The organism is Oleidesulfovibrio vietnamensis (assembly GCF_055388115.1).
The window spans coordinates 1,900,155-1,915,237 of the sequence record NZ_AP042419.1 but is presented as its reverse complement, the minus strand read 5'-3'; the positions used below and the strand labels follow the sequence as shown (position 1 = coordinate 1,915,237).

Annotated in this window: 17 protein-coding genes; 5 read left to right on the top strand and 12 right to left on the bottom strand. The window is 61.6% G+C overall.

Annotation, left to right across the window (positions count from 1 at the left end; all coding sequences use genetic code 11):
• The first annotated feature begins 104 nt into the window (after window positions 1–104).
• Genes ACZ5D1_RS08610 through ACZ5D1_RS08600 form a run of 3 tightly spaced genes read left to right on the top strand, consistent with a single transcriptional unit; the run spans window position 105 to window position 1,602 of the window.
• On the top strand, window positions 105–299 hold the full coding sequence (locus ACZ5D1_RS08610) for a hypothetical protein (RefSeq protein ID WP_464554590.1): 195 nt from the start codon (window positions 105–107) through the stop codon (window positions 297–299).
• A 33-nt stretch (window positions 300–332) separates the two neighbouring features.
• Window positions 333–707, top strand: coding sequence for a hypothetical protein (locus tag ACZ5D1_RS08605; protein WP_464554588.1), 375 nt, complete (start codon window positions 333–335; stop codon window positions 705–707).
• Window positions 688–1,602 carry a tyrosine-type recombinase/integrase gene (locus ACZ5D1_RS08600; protein ID WP_464554587.1) on the top strand — a complete coding sequence of 305 codons (915 nt, stop codon included), beginning with the start codon at window positions 688–690 and terminating at the stop codon, window positions 1,600–1,602. Before ACZ5D1_RS08605 ends, ACZ5D1_RS08600 begins: the two co-directional genes overlap by 20 nt.
• A 600-nt stretch (window positions 1,603–2,202) precedes the next feature.
• On the opposite strand, the gene ACZ5D1_RS08595 is transcribed toward ACZ5D1_RS08600, so the two are convergent.
• The 3 genes from ACZ5D1_RS08595 to ACZ5D1_RS08585 all read right to left on the bottom strand — a co-directional run bounded on the left by ACZ5D1_RS08595 (window position 2,203) and on the right by ACZ5D1_RS08585 (window position 3,847).
• Window positions 2,203–2,703 (bottom strand): hypothetical protein, encoded by a 501-nt coding sequence (locus tag ACZ5D1_RS08595; protein WP_200174575.1) that lies wholly within the window; start codon window positions 2,701–2,703, stop codon window positions 2,203–2,205.
• 91 nt (window positions 2,704–2,794) lie between these two features.
• Window positions 2,795–3,073, bottom strand: a complete 279-nt coding sequence (locus ACZ5D1_RS08590) for a hypothetical protein (RefSeq protein WP_200174576.1) — start codon at window positions 3,071–3,073, stop codon at window positions 2,795–2,797.
• 3 nt (window positions 3,074–3,076) lie between these two features.
• Complete coding sequence (locus ACZ5D1_RS08585) at window positions 3,077–3,847, bottom strand: hypothetical protein (RefSeq protein WP_200174578.1); 771 nt, start codon at window positions 3,845–3,847, stop codon at window positions 3,077–3,079.
• Window positions 3,848–4,406: 559 nt separating this feature from the next.
• Here ACZ5D1_RS08585 and ACZ5D1_RS08580 point away from each other — a divergent pair.
• Together ACZ5D1_RS08580 and ACZ5D1_RS08575 are read left to right on the top strand one after the other, a co-directional pair.
• Window positions 4,407–4,682, top strand: coding sequence for a type II toxin-antitoxin system Phd/YefM family antitoxin (locus ACZ5D1_RS08580; protein ID WP_020886703.1), 276 nt, complete (start codon window positions 4,407–4,409; stop codon window positions 4,680–4,682).
• The gene (locus ACZ5D1_RS08575) at window positions 4,682–5,008 is read left to right on the top strand and encodes a type II toxin-antitoxin system RelE/ParE family toxin (RefSeq protein WP_027182215.1); all 327 of its coding nucleotides are present in this window, start codon (window positions 4,682–4,684) and stop codon (window positions 5,006–5,008) included. Before ACZ5D1_RS08580 ends, ACZ5D1_RS08575 begins: the two co-directional genes overlap by 1 nt.
• A 15-nt stretch (window positions 5,009–5,023) precedes the next feature.
• Here the strand turns inward: ACZ5D1_RS08575 and ACZ5D1_RS08570 are convergent, their stop codons facing one another.
• The 9 genes from ACZ5D1_RS08570 to ACZ5D1_RS08530 all read right to left on the bottom strand — a co-directional run bounded on the left by ACZ5D1_RS08570 (window position 5,024) and on the right by ACZ5D1_RS08530 (window position 14,914).
• A complete protein-coding gene (locus ACZ5D1_RS08570) occupies window positions 5,024–8,338 on the bottom strand; it encodes a CHC2 zinc finger domain-containing protein (protein WP_464554585.1) in 3,315 nt (1,104 codons plus the stop codon).
• Window positions 8,335–10,563 carry an SF1B family DNA helicase RecD2 gene (recD2, locus tag ACZ5D1_RS08565; RefSeq protein WP_464554583.1) on the bottom strand — a complete coding sequence of 743 codons (2,229 nt, stop codon included), beginning with the start codon at window positions 10,561–10,563 and terminating at the stop codon, window positions 8,335–8,337. The genes ACZ5D1_RS08570 and recD2 overlap by 4 nt, the downstream gene beginning before the upstream one ends.
• Window positions 10,515–10,997 carry an ERCC4 domain-containing protein gene (locus tag ACZ5D1_RS08560; protein WP_200174586.1) on the bottom strand — a complete coding sequence of 161 codons (483 nt, stop codon included), beginning with the start codon at window positions 10,995–10,997 and terminating at the stop codon, window positions 10,515–10,517. The genes recD2 and ACZ5D1_RS08560 overlap by 49 nt, the downstream gene beginning before the upstream one ends.
• Window positions 10,997–11,470 (bottom strand): DUF669 domain-containing protein, encoded by a 474-nt coding sequence (locus tag ACZ5D1_RS08555; RefSeq protein ID WP_013219083.1) that lies wholly within the window; start codon window positions 11,468–11,470, stop codon window positions 10,997–10,999. Before ACZ5D1_RS08555 ends, ACZ5D1_RS08560 begins: the two co-directional genes overlap by 1 nt.
• A 12-nt stretch (window positions 11,471–11,482) precedes the next feature.
• Window positions 11,483–12,253, bottom strand: a complete 771-nt coding sequence (locus tag ACZ5D1_RS08550; protein WP_200174587.1) for an ATP-binding protein — start codon at window positions 12,251–12,253, stop codon at window positions 11,483–11,485.
• 26 nt (window positions 12,254–12,279) lie between these two features.
• On the bottom strand, window positions 12,280–13,296 hold the full coding sequence (locus ACZ5D1_RS08545; RefSeq protein ID WP_200174595.1) for a PD-(D/E)XK nuclease family protein: 1,017 nt from the start codon (window positions 13,294–13,296) through the stop codon (window positions 12,280–12,282).
• On the bottom strand, window positions 13,293–13,631 hold the full coding sequence (locus tag ACZ5D1_RS08540) for a hypothetical protein (protein ID WP_013258642.1): 339 nt from the start codon (window positions 13,629–13,631) through the stop codon (window positions 13,293–13,295). The genes ACZ5D1_RS08545 and ACZ5D1_RS08540 overlap by 4 nt, the downstream gene beginning before the upstream one ends.
• Window positions 13,632–13,807: 176 nt before the next feature.
• Window positions 13,808–14,392 (bottom strand): sigma-70 family RNA polymerase sigma factor, encoded by a 585-nt coding sequence (locus ACZ5D1_RS08535; protein ID WP_464554581.1) that lies wholly within the window; start codon window positions 14,390–14,392, stop codon window positions 13,808–13,810.
• A gap of 195 nt (window positions 14,393–14,587) precedes the next feature.
• A complete protein-coding gene (locus ACZ5D1_RS08530) occupies window positions 14,588–14,914 on the bottom strand; it encodes a hypothetical protein (protein ID WP_464554580.1) in 327 nt (108 codons plus the stop codon).
• Between the last annotated feature and the right edge of the window lie 169 nt (window positions 14,915–15,083).

Sequence of the window (15,083 nt, the reverse complement as noted above, 5' to 3'; positions counted from 1 at the left end):
CAGAAACATCTCTACAAACACTTGATTTCCAACGAAATAGAAGCGTCATTGGATGTGACGCGGGATGGTCCCGCATCCACGAAAACCGGAACCGGAGGCAGGCCATGACCTACGACAGAAACCGCCAGCAGGCACTCAAGGCGTACCGAGAAAAGCAAGAGAACATCACCCGGCTGATCGAGAGCATTCGCGGCAAGCTCGAAGCGGACGCGAAGCAGCCGGACATCACCTGGGCGAGCGTCGGCTCCCTCGGCCACGTCGAGGAACTGCTGCGGGAGCTGGACGAGTTCCTGTCCTGAACACACCGGGCCACCGACAAAGGAGACATCGACATGACCGAATGCACCGTGCATAAAGCCGCCGAGGCTTTCATCGGCCACCTGCGGGAATCCGGAAAGAAAGAGCGGACCCTCTACACCTACCGGAAGGACCTCGACGTGGTTGAGTCCTTCTTCGGCGCGGATCGCCAGCTCGTCGAGATCCGGCTTCCCCAGGTCGGCAAGTTCTACAAATCCGATCTGCTGCTCAAACTCCCCGACGGCAGGGAGCGGGCCGAGCGCACCGTCGCCAAGACCGTCCGGGTGTTCCGCATGATGATGGTCTGGGCCAGGGAGTCGGGGCGCATCGAGGAGCTGCCTCTGCCCAAGAGCACACCCATGGGCCACAGCCGGGTGAAGGAGTCCAGCGATGAGCAACCGAACGGCTGACCTCGATCTGACGGGCGCGACAGAGGCGTTCTGTGCCCGCCTGTCGGCCGAAGGACGCTCCCCGGCGACCATAGCCGCATACCGCCGGGACCTCGCCCTGGTGGCCCGCGTGGCCGGGGAGCTGACGCCGGGTATCGTCTGCCGGGCGGTCACGGCCGGGCTCCTCGACCAGGTGTTCTCCGCCGGGGCGGTTATCGAGAGTGAGCGAGGCCCTCGCTCGGCAGCTTCGCTCCATCGGATGAAGGCTGCGGTGCGGGCCTTTTTCGCCTGGGCTGTCGAGGCGGGCGTGGTCAATGACAATCCGGCCCGGTCAATCCGCATGCATCGGCTGCCGAGAAAGCTGCCGGTGTTCCTGACCGCCGCTGAAAAGAAACGGCTCCTCAAAGAGCTCAAGGGACGGACCGATTTCTCCACGCTGCGCGACCGCGCCATGATCGAGGTGCTGCTGGGCACCGGGATCAGGCTTGGCGAGCTGGCCGCGCTCGACATGGATGACATCGACCTCGACGCCAAGCATCTGCGGGTGCGGGCCAAGGGGAATGTGCCGCAGGTCAAGTTCATCAAGACCGACCTCCGCACATTGCTTCGCCGTTACCTGGCCGAGCGACGTCGACATGGCCGCCCGGAAATGGAAGCCCTGTTCCTGTCGAACCGGGACGGCAGACTCTGCCAGCGGCAGATTGCCAACCGGCTCGCCCATTGGCTGCGGAAAGCCGGGATCGAAAAGGATCTGACGCCGCACGGGCTGCGGCACACCTTCGCCACCCACCTCTACGGCGCGACCAATGACTTGCTCGTGGTGCAGCGGGCCTTGGGGCATCGCGACGTGTCCACCACCCAGATCTATACCCACCTCGTGGACGGTCAGCTCGAGGAAGCCCTCGAACGCCTCTGATCCTTCCGGACCCGACGATGGGAGCGGCCTCGGCTGCTCCTGTTTTCGTTGGCCGAGACAGTGTCGAAGACAGTGAATGACAGTGCCCGCAGAAGAACACATCCGCCGATGATGAATGATCATGACGGAGGGTCTCTTCCTCCCGGGCGGAGCGGGAAATATCGATTGACCGTAATTTCTCCTTCGCTGTCTGTCGGCCGCACATGGCTATAACTGCTTGGCTTGTGCGCTCCAGGCGCGGAACACACATGGCAATATCTGCTTGGCTTATGTGAGGGCCGCTGCCGAAGGAATGGCTGTTTGCGGGGCCTGGCCGGTTCTGCCTGGGGCTCGACATGCCAATATTTACTTGGGTTGTGTGAGAGAACTCCGGCGCGAACATGCCAATATCTACTTGGGTTATGCGGCTCGGCTTATGCGCACACATGCCAAGCGGATATCGAGAGCTGCAGGAAGAAATCGAGGAGTGGAAATGATGATCGGCAGCCGGAGAATGCCGATTCCGAAAGTGCAAGGAACACGTCTTATCCGCAATTCCTGGTGAAGCTGTCTGCCGCAAGTCGCCGTGTGCCGGGGTCATCGGAAAAGCCCTCCATGGTGTTATCCGCAATTCTTTCCGCGTTTTTTGCGGCCGGAGGGTTTCGTGGCCGGGGCGTTGGCGGCCTCGGCCACCTTCTCGAGCAGCGCCGCCGCCCATTCCGCCGGAGAGGTCTGCGGGCCTTTCGGCTCCTCACCCTCGCGGGCGATCTTGGTGGTCTTGAGATCCTTCATGTGGCAGCGGATCATCCGGTCGAGCTTTTCGGCGGCGTCCGTGTTCCCTTCGATCTGGGCGCGGACCAGCTTCACCGAGTAGACGCCCACCAGCTCCACCTGCAGGAAGTCGCTGGACTTGTTGAACTCGAAGTCCTGGTTGAGGCGGTCGATGATGGCGTCGAACATGACCTTCTCTTCCGGCGTCAGACAGCGGTCGGCGAAGATGCCGTGGCGCAGCCGGTTCTGGTTACCCTCGGGCGCACCAGGACCGCGCCGGGGCGGTTCGGTCTTGCCCTCGTTGCGGTGCCAGCGGTCCAGCGTCTCTTTGTCCGGTTTGTTCAGTGCCACGTGGAAATCCTGCCGAATATTGTTTTCCCAAGCCGGGATGCGGGGCGGGAGGCCGATTTAGCCTCCAAACGCGCTCCCGCCGGTTCAGGGGTTACTTACCGGAAGCGACGGCCAACTGTCGGTCCCGATCCTGATTTCGTTCGGCGGCGATGATCTGATTGACCCGGCGGGTGGTCACTCCGGCGAGGTTGGAGATCTCCTGGCTGCTGATCCCCTGCAGATGAAGGGCAAGCACCAGGTCACGGCGTTCCTGGTAGAAGCGGCTTGGTGCAGGGACCCAGAGAATTCCGGTGTAGTGCTTCTGAACCTGCTCGAAGAGTTCCTCGGGCAGGACATCCTTGGCGTTGGCGTAGCGTTTCTTTTTCTTCACGTCTCAATCCTCCACTTTCTTCATCCACGGCTGCGGTACGTCCGGGTTGTAGAACCGCAGCGTGCAGGGACGCCCGGACTTCGGCCCATGGACAATTTCGATAGAACGCTCGGTGACCTCGCCAATCTCCTGATCGCCATCGACGAAACAGACCAGGCCGTAGTCCTCGCCGCAGGGAAACCGAAACCGGCCCTGGTTCTGATAGAGGCGTGCCTCGGACCAGCCCTTGGCCATGGCCTCCTCACGGATGGCGTCGACCTTGGCGACTGCCTGGGAAGTCACCGGCTGCTTACATTTCCAAGCTTGGTTCCCGGGATAAATCCAGTCCTTACTGGGAACTTCGACGGGTTTCTCCTGGGGCTCGGGACGAAGCGCGGGTGGTTGATAGTTCTTCGGGGAAAAAGAGTGCAGGACCTCCTGCAGGCTTTCCTTGCCGAACTCCCGGATGGCCAGCTCCTGCAGGGCGTTGAATCGCTGCCGCAGCGTGTTCCAGGCATCCTCGGGGAGTTTTCCGGCCTTGTGCGCGGCTTGGGCGGTGACCATGCGGGAACGTAGCCAGGCGAAGTATTCAGGCGACAGACGGCGACACAGCGTGCCGTCGATCTCCCGGTCTTCAGGCCAGTCGCGGGCGTCCTCGACCTCGTGAACGTCGATTCCGGTGGAGACATAGATGGCAGGCTGCGGTGGTTGCGGTGGTAATGATGGGACTTCACATCCGGCCGAGGCTTCCTGCCCTCCGGCGGTGTGCTTGATCATGGTTTTTAGAAGGCTCATGGCTTCGGGCTCCAGAAATACGGGTTAATCGCTTTTCCCGTTACTTACCGGAGCTGCCCTGAAACCGTCGGTGACCACCCGCTGCGGTGGATATTTGCGGTGGTTGCGGTGGTCGTGCGGTGGAAGGTTTTCTTGTCCCACCGCAGGGGATGGCGCTTTGTTTGTTATTTGTTTTTAGATAGTTATGAAGAAAGAGAAGATAGAGTGCGGTGGTTGCGGTGGTATTTGGGGAATGTCTCTCACGCTGGGCCGGAATTTGCCTGGCGTGGGATGTCGGGTTGGTAGGTAGAAAAAATATTTCAACCCATAGGGGGTGAGACCTCTGGATTTACCACCGCAACCACCGCAAAAGGCATGAAAGCCTTATCTGGCAAGGGTTTGGCGTGCGGTGGTTATCCACCGCAAAGGCTTCAGCCATCCACCGCACCACCGCAAAAATAAAGGACGCCCGAGAGCGTCCTGAATGATTTTCCGGTTCCCAACTGGGACTGCCCGTGGCGTTTCAGATTGACAGTTGACCTGTTTTAGGACTATATTTGGTCATGAAAGGAGGATGGTTATGAAACTATCGAGTCAGATCAAACCGATCAGTTACCTGAAGGCCCATGCCGCAGAAATCGTGCGCAACATGTCGGGGCAAGGTGAACCCCTGGTCATCACCCAGAATGGCGAAGCCAAGGTCGTGATGCAGGACATCGAAAGCTATGAGCAAACCCAGGAGACCATGGCCCTTCTGAAGATCCTCGCGCTCGGCTCGCGCCAGATCGAGGAAGGCAAGGTCCAGCCCGCCGGTGATGTCATTCAGCGGCTTCGCGACCGGAGCAAGAGTCGCTGATGGCCTTTCAGATATTTCTGACCGACGATGCGTCACGGGATTTGGAGGAGCTGTACGACTACATTGCATCCCACGACGCGCCGGGAAAAGCGGATTACGTTCTCGATCAAATAGAGAAGGCCTTTTCGAGCCTCTCCGAGAACCCGGAGCGAGGAGCCTATCCGAAGGAACTGCTGGCCGTCGGGCTTCGCGAGTACCGAGAGATATTTTTCAAACCCTACCGCATCATCTATCGAGTCATGGCCGAAAATGTTTATGTCATGGTGATTGCCGACGGCCGCCGTGATATGCAGACCTTGCTGCAACGTCGTCTCTTACAGGCATAGCCCTCCAGTTCTCCATCATTTCCCCCTGTTCGCTCTGATCCGATACTCGAAGTTCTTAGTGTGGGCGTTGCGCTGCCGGTCGATGTCGAACCCGGCGTCCCGGATGACGTCCAGGTCGTTGCTGATGCGCCGACCGAGCTGGGCGGGCTTCTTGTATTCGAACTCGAGGTTGAATTCCCGGCCGACCCTGCGTAGCGCCGCGAGCAGCCGTCCCGCCGATACCGGCTCCATGGTGTTCTCGTTCTCGAACCTCACCTGGTAGCGTTCGATGAACCCCACTACATGGTTTGCCCGGTCGTCCTCGCCGTAGCGGGCCTTCTCGTCCAGCTCCACCGCGTTCCGGTAGGCATGGAAGAGCGACGCCAGCGCCGTTGCGATGGGGTTCGACTCCCGCGCCATCTCCTGGCTGGTGTCGTTGATGGAATGGATCTGCTCGATGAACAGCGGGCTCAAATCCTCGAGTCCGGTGGTCACCTCGTGTTCCTCGGACCCGGCCAGCATCATCAGGTACATCAGGCTCAGATAGTCGTTGCACCGGCGCTTGCCATGGGTCGGCATGGTTCGGTGCAGCAGGCGCATGACCTGTTTCTGGGCTCCGTCCCGGATCATCGCCAACACATGGCTGGTCCGCTTCATAATGGCCGAGATGATCAGGTCCCGGTTCTGCTGGATGGCGGAGATGACCTCCGATTCCAGAAAGCAGTCGCTGGCCTGGTTGGCCAGGTCGAAGTTGATGACGAAGGACCTCGACAGGATCTCCGAAAGCTCTCCGCACAGCGGCTCGATGCCGGTGGTGTTCAGCAGGCACTTTGTCCGCTCGGTGATAGTCTCGCTGTCGGTGCCGCTCTTGCGTTTCTCCTTGGCGATCCCGGTGATGCTGGTCAGCATGAAGGTGGTCAGATCCTCGGTCATCTGCTTGACCTCGATGTTGTCGAGGACGATGAGCGGGTTCTGCGAGCCGTCTGTGTAGTTCGCCGCGTCGGTGGCCTTCTTGTGCTGGGGCTCGCCGTAAAGCAGCGTCGACGTGATCTTGCTGGCAGTGGTCTTGCCCGATCCGGCCGAGCCCTCGAAGCGGGTCATGGGCCGCGTCCCGGCGAAGTCGATCAGCAAGAAACAGGAGAGCCAGGAAAGGATGAGAAAGCGATCTCCCTGCGGACAGGTCATGTTGCCCACCAGCAGATCGACCAGGAGCCGGTCCGCCTCTTCGAGGTCGGCGTCGGGCAGGAATTTCAGCGGCTTCATCTTCCGCGAGCCGTCCAGGATGATGCCATCCTCGTTGCCGCCGTTTTTCATGATCTGAATCTCGTCCGGGGTGATCTTGGCGATCTCGTGCTCCGGATTGTTCAGGTTGAAATAGACGGTGTAGGAAGCCACGTCCGTGTGCAGCCAGGAAAAATGGTCGCGCACCTGGCCACGGATCATCGCCAGGCTGGGCAGTACCTCGAAAAATGTCCGTCCGCCGCCCGTGGTCGGCACCATGCCCGTGTGCTTGTAGAGCATGGCCGCGTAATGGCGCTTGCGGCCCCGGTCCGGTGAATCCATCCAGTAGATGGCGTTGTCGAAATACATGAACGGCTCGCCCTGCAGGGTGTGAAAGAACTGGGCACCGTTGGCGTTGAACCAGTCGTAGGCAGCCTCGGCGGCCAGGGTGTAGTCGGGAGCGCCGTTCTCCAGTTCCGTGTCGATCAGCACCTCGTCGACCCTGGCGCGGCACGATCCGGGCATCGCGCCGGACATCCGCTTGGCCTTTTTCTTTTCGTTACGGAACTCGACCTTGCGGTCCTTCTGAATGGCGCGGATCTGCTCTTTGAGGGTGGCCATCGATACGCCACCGCCGATGCGCTCCTGCACCAGCTTCAGCAGGCGGGCCTGTTCCAGGGGAGACTGCTCGGAGATCTCCCCCAGGATCGGTTCGAGCAGGCGGTTGCGTTCCTCCTCTTCAGCGCCCTCGGGCAGCGAGCGCACGCCGAACTCGATGGGCGTGCTGGCTTCAGCGAGCAGACGTTCGAAATCCTCCCGGGTATGCCCGGCGGCAATGTAATCGTTGACGTCGATCTTGGCGGTGGCGAGAAGCGCCTCGGCCGCCTGGATTTCCTCGGCTGGACGTCCCGCCAGCAGCTTGGCCAGCTCCTTCGGCCCCACGCTCGCCGTCAGGCCGAAGCGTTCGGTCAGCTCCTGCCGGGCCGAGATCTGTGTTTCCGACAAGGGCAGCGTCACCAGGCGGGTGTCGATCTTGTGTTCGGCCAGGGTGCGGGCGGTTTGCAGCGCCCCCTTGAGACCGGCCTGGGAGAGTTCGTTGTCCTGGCAGATATAGACGGTTTCGACGCCGCGCAGCTTGGGGATCAGGCGCTCCCAATCGGCGGCCCGGATGCGGACGGTGACCGGCGACACGGTGGGCAGGCCCAGTTGCATCAGAGCCAGGCAATCGGTCACCCCCTCGGTGATGATTACCTTGCCGGGTCTGGCCAGCAGGCAGTCCTCGTTGAACAGCAGCGCGTTGTTGATGAAATCGGCGACGTAAGGCCGCTGGTGCTCGTCGTGAACCGGCAGCTTCTTGTATTTCCCTTGCTCCCAGCCCACGTCCGGGGTCCACGGCGTCTTGCGGCCGATCATGAACACCACCCGGCCACGGCTCCAGTACGGAAAGACGATCCGGCGCTCGAAGAATGGCGTCAGGCCGTCCTGGCTGGTGGGACGGAAAGCACCGGTGGCGGCGAGCTCCCGCTTGGAGAAGCCGTCTTCACCCCCGGTCAGTTGGGCGACCGCGCCGGACGCGTTGTCCGCGTAGCCGATCAGGAGATCGTCGATGGTCTCCTCGCTCAGGGCGTATTTGGATTTCAGCCAGTCGAGGACCTCCGGCGACTCCTTGAGTCTGGCGTGGTAAAGCTTGGCCAGCGCGGTCAGCGCATCCTTGACCCGCAGTTCGAAGGCACGGTCGGCCTCCGTCTGGGCCAGACGCTCCTGGCTCAGACCATAGCGCGACAGCGGCGGCAAGCCCGCCTTCTTGGCGAGATAGTCCCGGGCCTGGCGGTGGCTGTCCGGCATCGGGCCGGATTGCCCGGCGGTGACCGAGCCCGTCTGAATGAACTCCACGAGCTGCAGCACGTCACCGCCGACTCCGCAACCGAAGCAGTACCAGCCCTGTTTGTCGAGCATCACGTGCAGCGACAGGCGCGACTGGCTCTGATGGTTGGGGCAGTCGCACATCAAGCGCTGGCCGGTCTCCTGGGTGATCCGCCCCGGCAGGAGTTCCCGGGCCACGTCACCGATGTCCATCTCGGTGACGAGCCGGTAATACTCCCTGACGTTATCCGTTCCGCCCATGCTCATTCGGCCTCCGCGACACGGGCGGAATCGGCATCCGCGTGCTGGGCGGCGTCCAGAAACAGGGGCAGGAAGGTCCGGCGGTCATCCACCTGGCACCGCTTGGCGCAGTTCTGGATGCCCCAGTGATCACCCAGGACAATGGCGGTGCGCCGGGCGCGGGTCACCCCGGTGTAGAGCAGATTGCGGTGGTGCATGAAGGAATGTGCCTTGTGGACCACCACCACGGCGCAGGGGAACTCGGAACCCTGGGTTTTGTGAATGGTGAGCGCATAGGCGAGCTGCAGGTCTTGAAGGTCGGGCGACCCTTTCTCCAGCTCCACCGGCATGCCGTCGAAGTCGATGACCAGGGTGCCGTTCGCGAGGACATCGACCACATAGCCGATGGCACCGTTCATCACATTCAGGTCGTAATTGTTCCGGGTCTGGATGACCTTGTCGTGCTTGAGAAACGGAGCGCGGCGGCCCATAGCGACCGGCGGTACCTCGGCGTTCCAGAGCTTGCGCTGGATGAGCCGCTGCAGTTCCTCGTTCAGTTCCTTGGTGCCGAGCGGCCCCTTGTGGGTCGGCGTCAGCACCTGCACGTCCTTGATGATGTCGAAACCCAGGGCGTCGAGCCGCTCCTGAAACAGCTCCAGCAGGAACGAGCGTGCCGCCATCGGGTCGGTGAACTGATCCACCAGATACCAATCCCGGCATCCGCCCACCGACGCCTCGCTGGTCTTGCGCACCTCGCCCTTGAGAACGGCGGTGCAGTTCTCCTTGAGGACGCCAGCCTGACGCACGACCTTGTCGAGGATGACTGAGGGGATGGCGCGTGTCTGGATCAGATCGCGTAGGATGTTTCCGGGTCCCACCGGCGGAAGTTGGTTGTGATCGCCGACCAGCAGCACCGTGGTCCGCGACAGGTCGACCGCCTCGAACAGGTGCCAGGCCAGCGGCACGTCCACCATCGAAAACTCGTCGACCACCAAGACGTCGGCATCGATGGGGTTCTCCTTGCTGCGCGAGAAACCCTTGCCGTCATAGCCGAGCAGGCGGTGAATGGTGGTGCCGCTGCGACCACTGACTTCCTCCAGACGCTTTGCCGCCTTGCCGGTCGGCGCGGCAAGCACGACCTCCAGATCGCTCTCCTCACAAATCGTGTTGATGACCGAGATGGTGTAGCTCTTGCCAGAACCGGCTCCACCCGAGATCAGGCTGATGCTGTGCTTTAGGGCTGAGCGGACCGCGTCGAGCTGCTTCTCGTTCAGCGTGGCGGCGCAGCGCCAAATCAGGGCATCGAGTTTCTTGACGGACTGGAAATGCGGGTTGGGTGCTTCGGCCTGGCCGAACAGCGCGGCCAGCTCCCGCTCCATGCGGACGATCTCCGGCAGAGCGACCACGAAGCGTCCGCCGTGTGAATCGCAGGCAAGCGCCTGTTCTTCGATGAGCGCATCGAGGGCGCTTTCGATACGAACCCGGCTGTCCAGAGCATCCATGACCAGCAGCAGATTGGCCTGGTCCACCAGATCCTCGTATTCGATCCAGCAGTGGCCATTGTCCAGGGCTTCACGGACGCAGAAATTCAATCCGGCCCGGATACGAGGGGTATGGTCCTTGGGGGTTCCCAGCTTGCGGGCAATCTTGTCGACCTTCTTGAAGCCGAATCCCCGGATCTCCCGAATGAGGATGTACGGGTCTTCCTTCAGAATATCGAGGCAGTTGCCGCCAAGCCTTTCGACCAGGGTGGTGACCTGATGATGGGTCAGGCCGAATGCCGACAGCCAGGCCATGACGGTGTTGACGCTGCGGTTCTTCAACCACTCGTCACGCAGCCGCCGGGCCGCGTCCAGCGGCAGCCGAGCCTTGAGCGCGATGCGTTCGGGATCATTCAGAAGGGTTTCTTCAAAGGCGTCGCCGAAGCTCTCGACGATCAATCTGGCCTTGGCCGGACCAATGCCCTTGATCTCCGGATGGTTGGCCAGATAGTGGATCAGCCCCTCCGGATCGAGTTCGAGGTCGTGCTCCATCCCGTCGACCTTGAACTGACGGCCGTATTTGGGATGGGTGGACCACGACCCGAGCAGGACCACAGGCTGATTTTCCCGGGCGAACAAATTGCCCGCGAACTGGACTTCCTCACCGGTCGGGGTAAGCAGTCGCCCTGCGGAGAACTTGGGTCCGGCATAGTAAACGCGCTCTATTCTTCCCCGGAGTCGCGCCGGGTTACTCTCATTTCTTTTTGGCATCTCGCGATCCTCCGGTGAAAACGTGTCAGGTACTCCTCGACAAAACGGCAGGCGGCCTGCCGGTCCGAGCAGAAGTAGACGGGGACACCGAAGTCGACGACGATGGAGGCGACCGTTCCGATCAGCGCGTGCGGGTGGGCATCGCTTCGGTAGCGGCCATCGACCAGATCGCGAAAGTTGCATTCGACAACCACACAGGCGGATTCGTAGGCGGATAGCTTTTCCAGCTCGCGGTGGAACCGCTTTCGCCCCCGGATGACGGTGGAGACGAAATCCGTCAGGGATTTGCGCTCCACCGCCACCCGTTCCTCGAGGCCGACCAGTGAGTAATCACCGGCGGGCAGCGCCTTGCGAACCGTCGAAACCTTGTCTGTATCGAAGCTGTAGGGCTCCTGTTCGCGTGTATCGACGACAACGGTGATCCGGTCCATCATCAGAACGGGATCATGTCGTCCATCGCCGCGCCGGGAGCTCCGGCATCGTCGGCCATGACAATGCGACGGTTGAAGTAGATATTCTCGTTTTCACCGCGAGTGCGTTTGGTCACCTCCAGCTTGATGTTGAGAAGCTGCTCGAGGTGGCCCGGCAGGTCGGAGAGCTTCTGAAGCTGTAGCCCGCAGGTGTAGAGGTCCTGCTTGAGCCACTTGATGTTCTCGTTGCTGGCCATGACGTTGTTGCGCCAGAGCAGACGGCCCTTGTGGGTCGGCGCGAGAATGCGCAGGGTCCACTTGAGCATGGGGTTGCCCGAGGTCTGGGCGCGGGTCAGTTCGACCCGGTCGACGTTGACCTGGTACTTGCCGTCGGGGACGGCCTCGAACTCGCGTTCCTCGACTTCGGCGGTTTCAAAGGCGTCGTCGAACTGCGCCAGGTCGAGGTTGCTGCTGGATTGGTTTTCGTAGTGTTCCATGGTCGGATCTCCTTACTGTTGGGGTTTCGCCGCCGCACTCGCGGTCGGCTCCGGCTTCGGCCGGGCGGCACTCGCCGCAGCTCCGGCTGCCGTGTTGTTGAACGCTTTCATGAAGCTCGAAAAATCGAGGGGGATGACTTCGGGGAGTCGGCCGGTGCGGTCACCGGCGTCGTAGTTGGGACTGGGCTTGGTGCGCATCACGCGCTGCCAGACCGGCTTGCCGTCCTCGCCGGTTTTCATGTCCAGGTCGCAGAACAGGATCAGGTCCACCAGCCCGGTAACCAGCTTCCGCGCCTTTTCCGGCAGCGTCGGCACGATGCGGGTGTGTTTGCCGGCCCGGGTCTCGATGTCCCGTTCCTGGGAGTGGGAGATCAGGATCAACCCATAGGGCAGGAAGGCGAGTTTGTTGATGACGCGCTGGAACTCGTTGTTGATCAGCGCGTAGCCCTTGCCGTAGCCCAGGTCGGACTCGTGCTCGATCTTGAATTTCTTGCAGACGTAGTCCGAGCACATCTTGTAGGCGTTATCCACCGTGTCGACGACGATGGTCTTGAACTCGTGCTTGCCCTCGGCGATTTCCGCGCAGGCCTGCAGAAGATCGTCCCAGCAGGTGATCGGGGTCTGAAACACCTCCAGGGCGTTCAGGCCCGGCTCGGTCGCCAGGAACAGTGCATCATCGGCCTTGGAGCACCAGGTGCTCTTGCCGATCTTGCTCGGGCCGTACACCAGAACGGTGAGGTCCGAGAGCGTGTGTTTGGGTTTGCTTTTGGTCTTGGGAAGCATGGCTTCGTCTCCTTATGGTTGGGATTTCAAAACACCGGAGCGGCGTCTTCACCGGCTCCGTCCCGCAGCTCTTCGTGCGGGGCGATCCGTTGGAAATGGTTTTCGATGACGTTGGGGTTGCCGCCCGAGCGGCAGAGCTGGAAGTAGGCGCAGGGCCTTCCGTACTGGAAGCAGTAGCTGGTGTTGCGGTAGAAGGTGTCGCGCCGACGGGCGTCGAGCATGGCCTTGGAGAGTTCCCACAGCTCCGCCCGCAGTTCCTCGAACTGGTCGCGGGAGATGTAGAGCACCTCGCGATGGAACATTCCCGGCTCGAGGTACTTCTCCTGGAGCCGTTGCTGGAAGGTGTCGTCGTCCTCCGGCAGCTTGCGCTTGGCGCTGCTCTTGCCGGTTTTCGACTTGGCGATCAGCTCCGCCCGGCGGGCCTCGAACTCGGCTTCGGTCTCACCCTTGCCCTGGCGCAACTTGGCCTTGACCAGGACGTTGTAGATGATGCCGCTGACCGTGATGCCGAGGGTCTGCTCCAGGTACCAGGCGTAGAGGATGATCTGGAAATCGGTCCACAGCCGCTCCAGGTAGCTGGCGTCGATCTGCGAGGCGGTTTTGTGTTCCAGCAGGAAATACTGGCCATCCTGGCGGACGATGCCGTCCACCTTCCCGGCGAGGATGAAACTGCGCGAGGTCGCCCCGGTCGCCGGGTTGACGATGGGGCCTTCGAAGGTCTTCTCGAGTGCGACGACCTCGAACTCTTCGGCCGGGTAGTGTTCCGCATAGGCGCTCATCATGGCCCTGGCGAGATGCCAGTCGGCCTGTTGATGATCGTCCTGCGCCCGGTTCGGATAGGTCCGGTCGATGTGGTCGAGGACCTTGGCCAGATCCCGCTCACCGTGCCAGCACTCCAGGCAGTCGTGAATGACCGAGCCGAAGGCCAGATTGGGGTCGCGCTCGAGCGGCACCAGCTCGTTGATGTAGCGCCACTTGCAGGCCATGCGGCAGTTGCGGAACAGCCGCCACATGGAATAGGTGGTGGTCATCAGCTCGCTCATACCGCCACCCCCGCTGTAGCAGCGGCGGGCGCTGCGCGATGCTTGGAGGCGCAGGCACAGCCCGACGGCTGGGTTCGTTCGATCAGGACCGAGCGTTCGCCGTACTCCTTGGTGGCGAAGCCGGTAAAGATGCGGGCGAGATCACTGCCGACATCGGTGGAGGCGTCGATCACGCAGGTACGGCGGGCCTTGTCCAGATTGAACCGGCTCTCCATCCGCACACGGGAACGGCCATGCAGGCTTTCGACGGCCAGCATCGCCAGCATGAAAGTGTCTTCCAGTTCCTGGGCCGGGACCGACTCGTCAAAACGGTACTTGTAGGTGTCGTGAGTCATGGTTGAACTCCTCTTTGTTGATGCTCGCCGTCCTGGCTCGCCCCCTACGGGCGGCCTGACGGCCGTCCAAACCGGCTGTCCTGCCGGTTTGTCAGGTTCTGATTTCCGAGGCCCCGGATAGCCGCACCATGCGGCACGGTGCTTACTTACCGGAGGCGGAGCCGATGCGTCGGAGATCACAGGTAGTCCTCGAGCCCGGCCTCGCGGAACGCCTCCCGCAGCTTGCTCAGCCGGTCGTAGAGGGTGGTTCTGGGAATGCCCATCTCCCGGGCGACTTCGGCCATGGTGCTGTCGTGCAGGCGCAAGCACAGATCCCGGAGCTCTTCCGGCAGCGAGGCGATGGCCCGGTCGAGATCCATGCGGATCTCATGGGCGAGGCGCTCTCTTGTTTCGCGGGTGCCGCCCCCCAGAGAGCCTTCGCTATCCAGGAAGTTGATCCGCTCGGTGGTGTCGCCTTCGCCGTTGTCGAGGGGTTCGTTGAGTGAGGTCTGGCAGAGCCGCCAGTCCCGGCATTGGGCGAACCGGGCCTCCAGAATGGTGGAGATGTGACGTTCGACGATCCGGGCCATGAAGGTGGTCTTCTTGGCCTTTGCGGGATTGAAATGCCGCATCCGCTGCAGCAGATCGATCATCAGTTCCTGTTCGAGGTCGGGTCTGTCGTCCTCGGTGAATCCGGCCTTGCCTACGAGTTGACGTGCTTTGTGCCGAATGAGGTCGGCGGCATACTTGTCGATGCCGTCGTAAGAATTCTGAGAAACCATCGGGGCCTCCTCGGAGCGAGGAGGAGGTCCGCGTGGGTGTCGGCACGGGCCAGATCACAGGACAAAGCTGTCGCGTGGGCGAAGGGGTCGCAGGTACGCCGCCAATTGCCGTATTCGGCTCGGCGACACCCACAACAGCCTCCGCCATGCGTCCAGCTTGTTGTCCAGTGTCTAAGGGTTCAGGTCGTTACGTGTTCAGGCTGCCCGTTCCTCGATGCGAATCAGGAACGGGAGACCGTGCTTGATTTCGAGCAGGCAGACTTTTCCACTGCCCATCTGCGCGAGGTGCTCCAGCAGCGCCACGACCTCTTGCTTGAGGATGAAGTCATCCTGGTCGCGCTCGGGCCGGGGACCGCTCTGTCCGCCCAGTTTGATCTCGCGCTCGATGACCGTGTCAGGAGTGAGTTCCGGCTCGCCGTCGCGGACCGGAATGTTGGTGATGCGGCCGAAGTTGATGTCCTGCATCAACTCGATGAGTCGCCGCTTCGGTGGGGTGAGGTGTGCTTTGTTGATTTGTGCCACTGCCAGTCTCCTTGTTCGGAAGTTCTGGCACGCCCGGTGGTCACCCTGTGCTGACCAATAAAAAACGCCGGATCGCGCCTTCATTGGGGAAGGCGCTACATCCGGCGTCGCAATGGCTACATTTGGCGTAGCGGAAATTTTTTTTAGTTTTTTCTTCCTGGGTGGTCCC

What these genes read in the sequence shown, in the direction of transcription:
- ACZ5D1_RS08580 (WP_020886703.1), top strand. Translation starts at nt 4,407, where the DNA reads ATGAAACTATCGAGTCAGATCAAACCGATCAGTTACCTGAAGGCCCAT.
- ACZ5D1_RS08540 (WP_013258642.1), bottom strand. Translation starts at nt 13,631, where the DNA reads ATGACTCACGACACCTACAAGTACCGTTTTGACGAGTCGGTCCCGGCC.
- ACZ5D1_RS08605 (WP_464554588.1), top strand. Translation starts at nt 333, where the DNA reads ATGACCGAATGCACCGTGCATAAAGCCGCCGAGGCTTTCATCGGCCAC.
- ACZ5D1_RS08555 (WP_013219083.1), bottom strand. Translation starts at nt 11,470, where the DNA reads ATGGAACACTACGAAAACCAATCCAGCAGCAACCTCGACCTGGCGCAG.
- ACZ5D1_RS08545 (WP_200174595.1), bottom strand. Translation starts at nt 13,296, where the DNA reads ATGAGCGAGCTGATGACCACCACCTATTCCATGTGGCGGCTGTTCCGC.
- ACZ5D1_RS08550 (WP_200174587.1), bottom strand. Translation starts at nt 12,253, where the DNA reads ATGCTTCCCAAGACCAAAAGCAAACCCAAACACACGCTCTCGGACCTC.
- ACZ5D1_RS08585 (WP_200174578.1), bottom strand. Translation starts at nt 3,847, where the DNA reads ATGAGCCTTCTAAAAACCATGATCAAGCACACCGCCGGAGGGCAGGAA.
- ACZ5D1_RS08600 (WP_464554587.1), top strand. Translation starts at nt 688, where the DNA reads ATGAGCAACCGAACGGCTGACCTCGATCTGACGGGCGCGACAGAGGCG.
- ACZ5D1_RS08560 (WP_200174586.1), bottom strand. Translation starts at nt 10,997, where the DNA reads ATGATGGACCGGATCACCGTTGTCGTCGATACACGCGAACAGGAGCCC.
- ACZ5D1_RS08575 (WP_027182215.1), top strand. Translation starts at nt 4,682, where the DNA reads ATGGCCTTTCAGATATTTCTGACCGACGATGCGTCACGGGATTTGGAG.
- recD2 (WP_464554583.1), bottom strand. Translation starts at nt 10,563, where the DNA reads ATGCCAAAAAGAAATGAGAGTAACCCGGCGCGACTCCGGGGAAGAATA.
- ACZ5D1_RS08570 (WP_464554585.1), bottom strand. Translation starts at nt 8,338, where the DNA reads ATGAGCATGGGCGGAACGGATAACGTCAGGGAGTATTACCGGCTCGTC.
- ACZ5D1_RS08535 (WP_464554581.1), bottom strand. Translation starts at nt 14,392, where the DNA reads ATGGTTTCTCAGAATTCTTACGACGGCATCGACAAGTATGCCGCCGAC.
- ACZ5D1_RS08610 (WP_464554590.1), top strand. Translation starts at nt 105, where the DNA reads ATGACCTACGACAGAAACCGCCAGCAGGCACTCAAGGCGTACCGAGAA.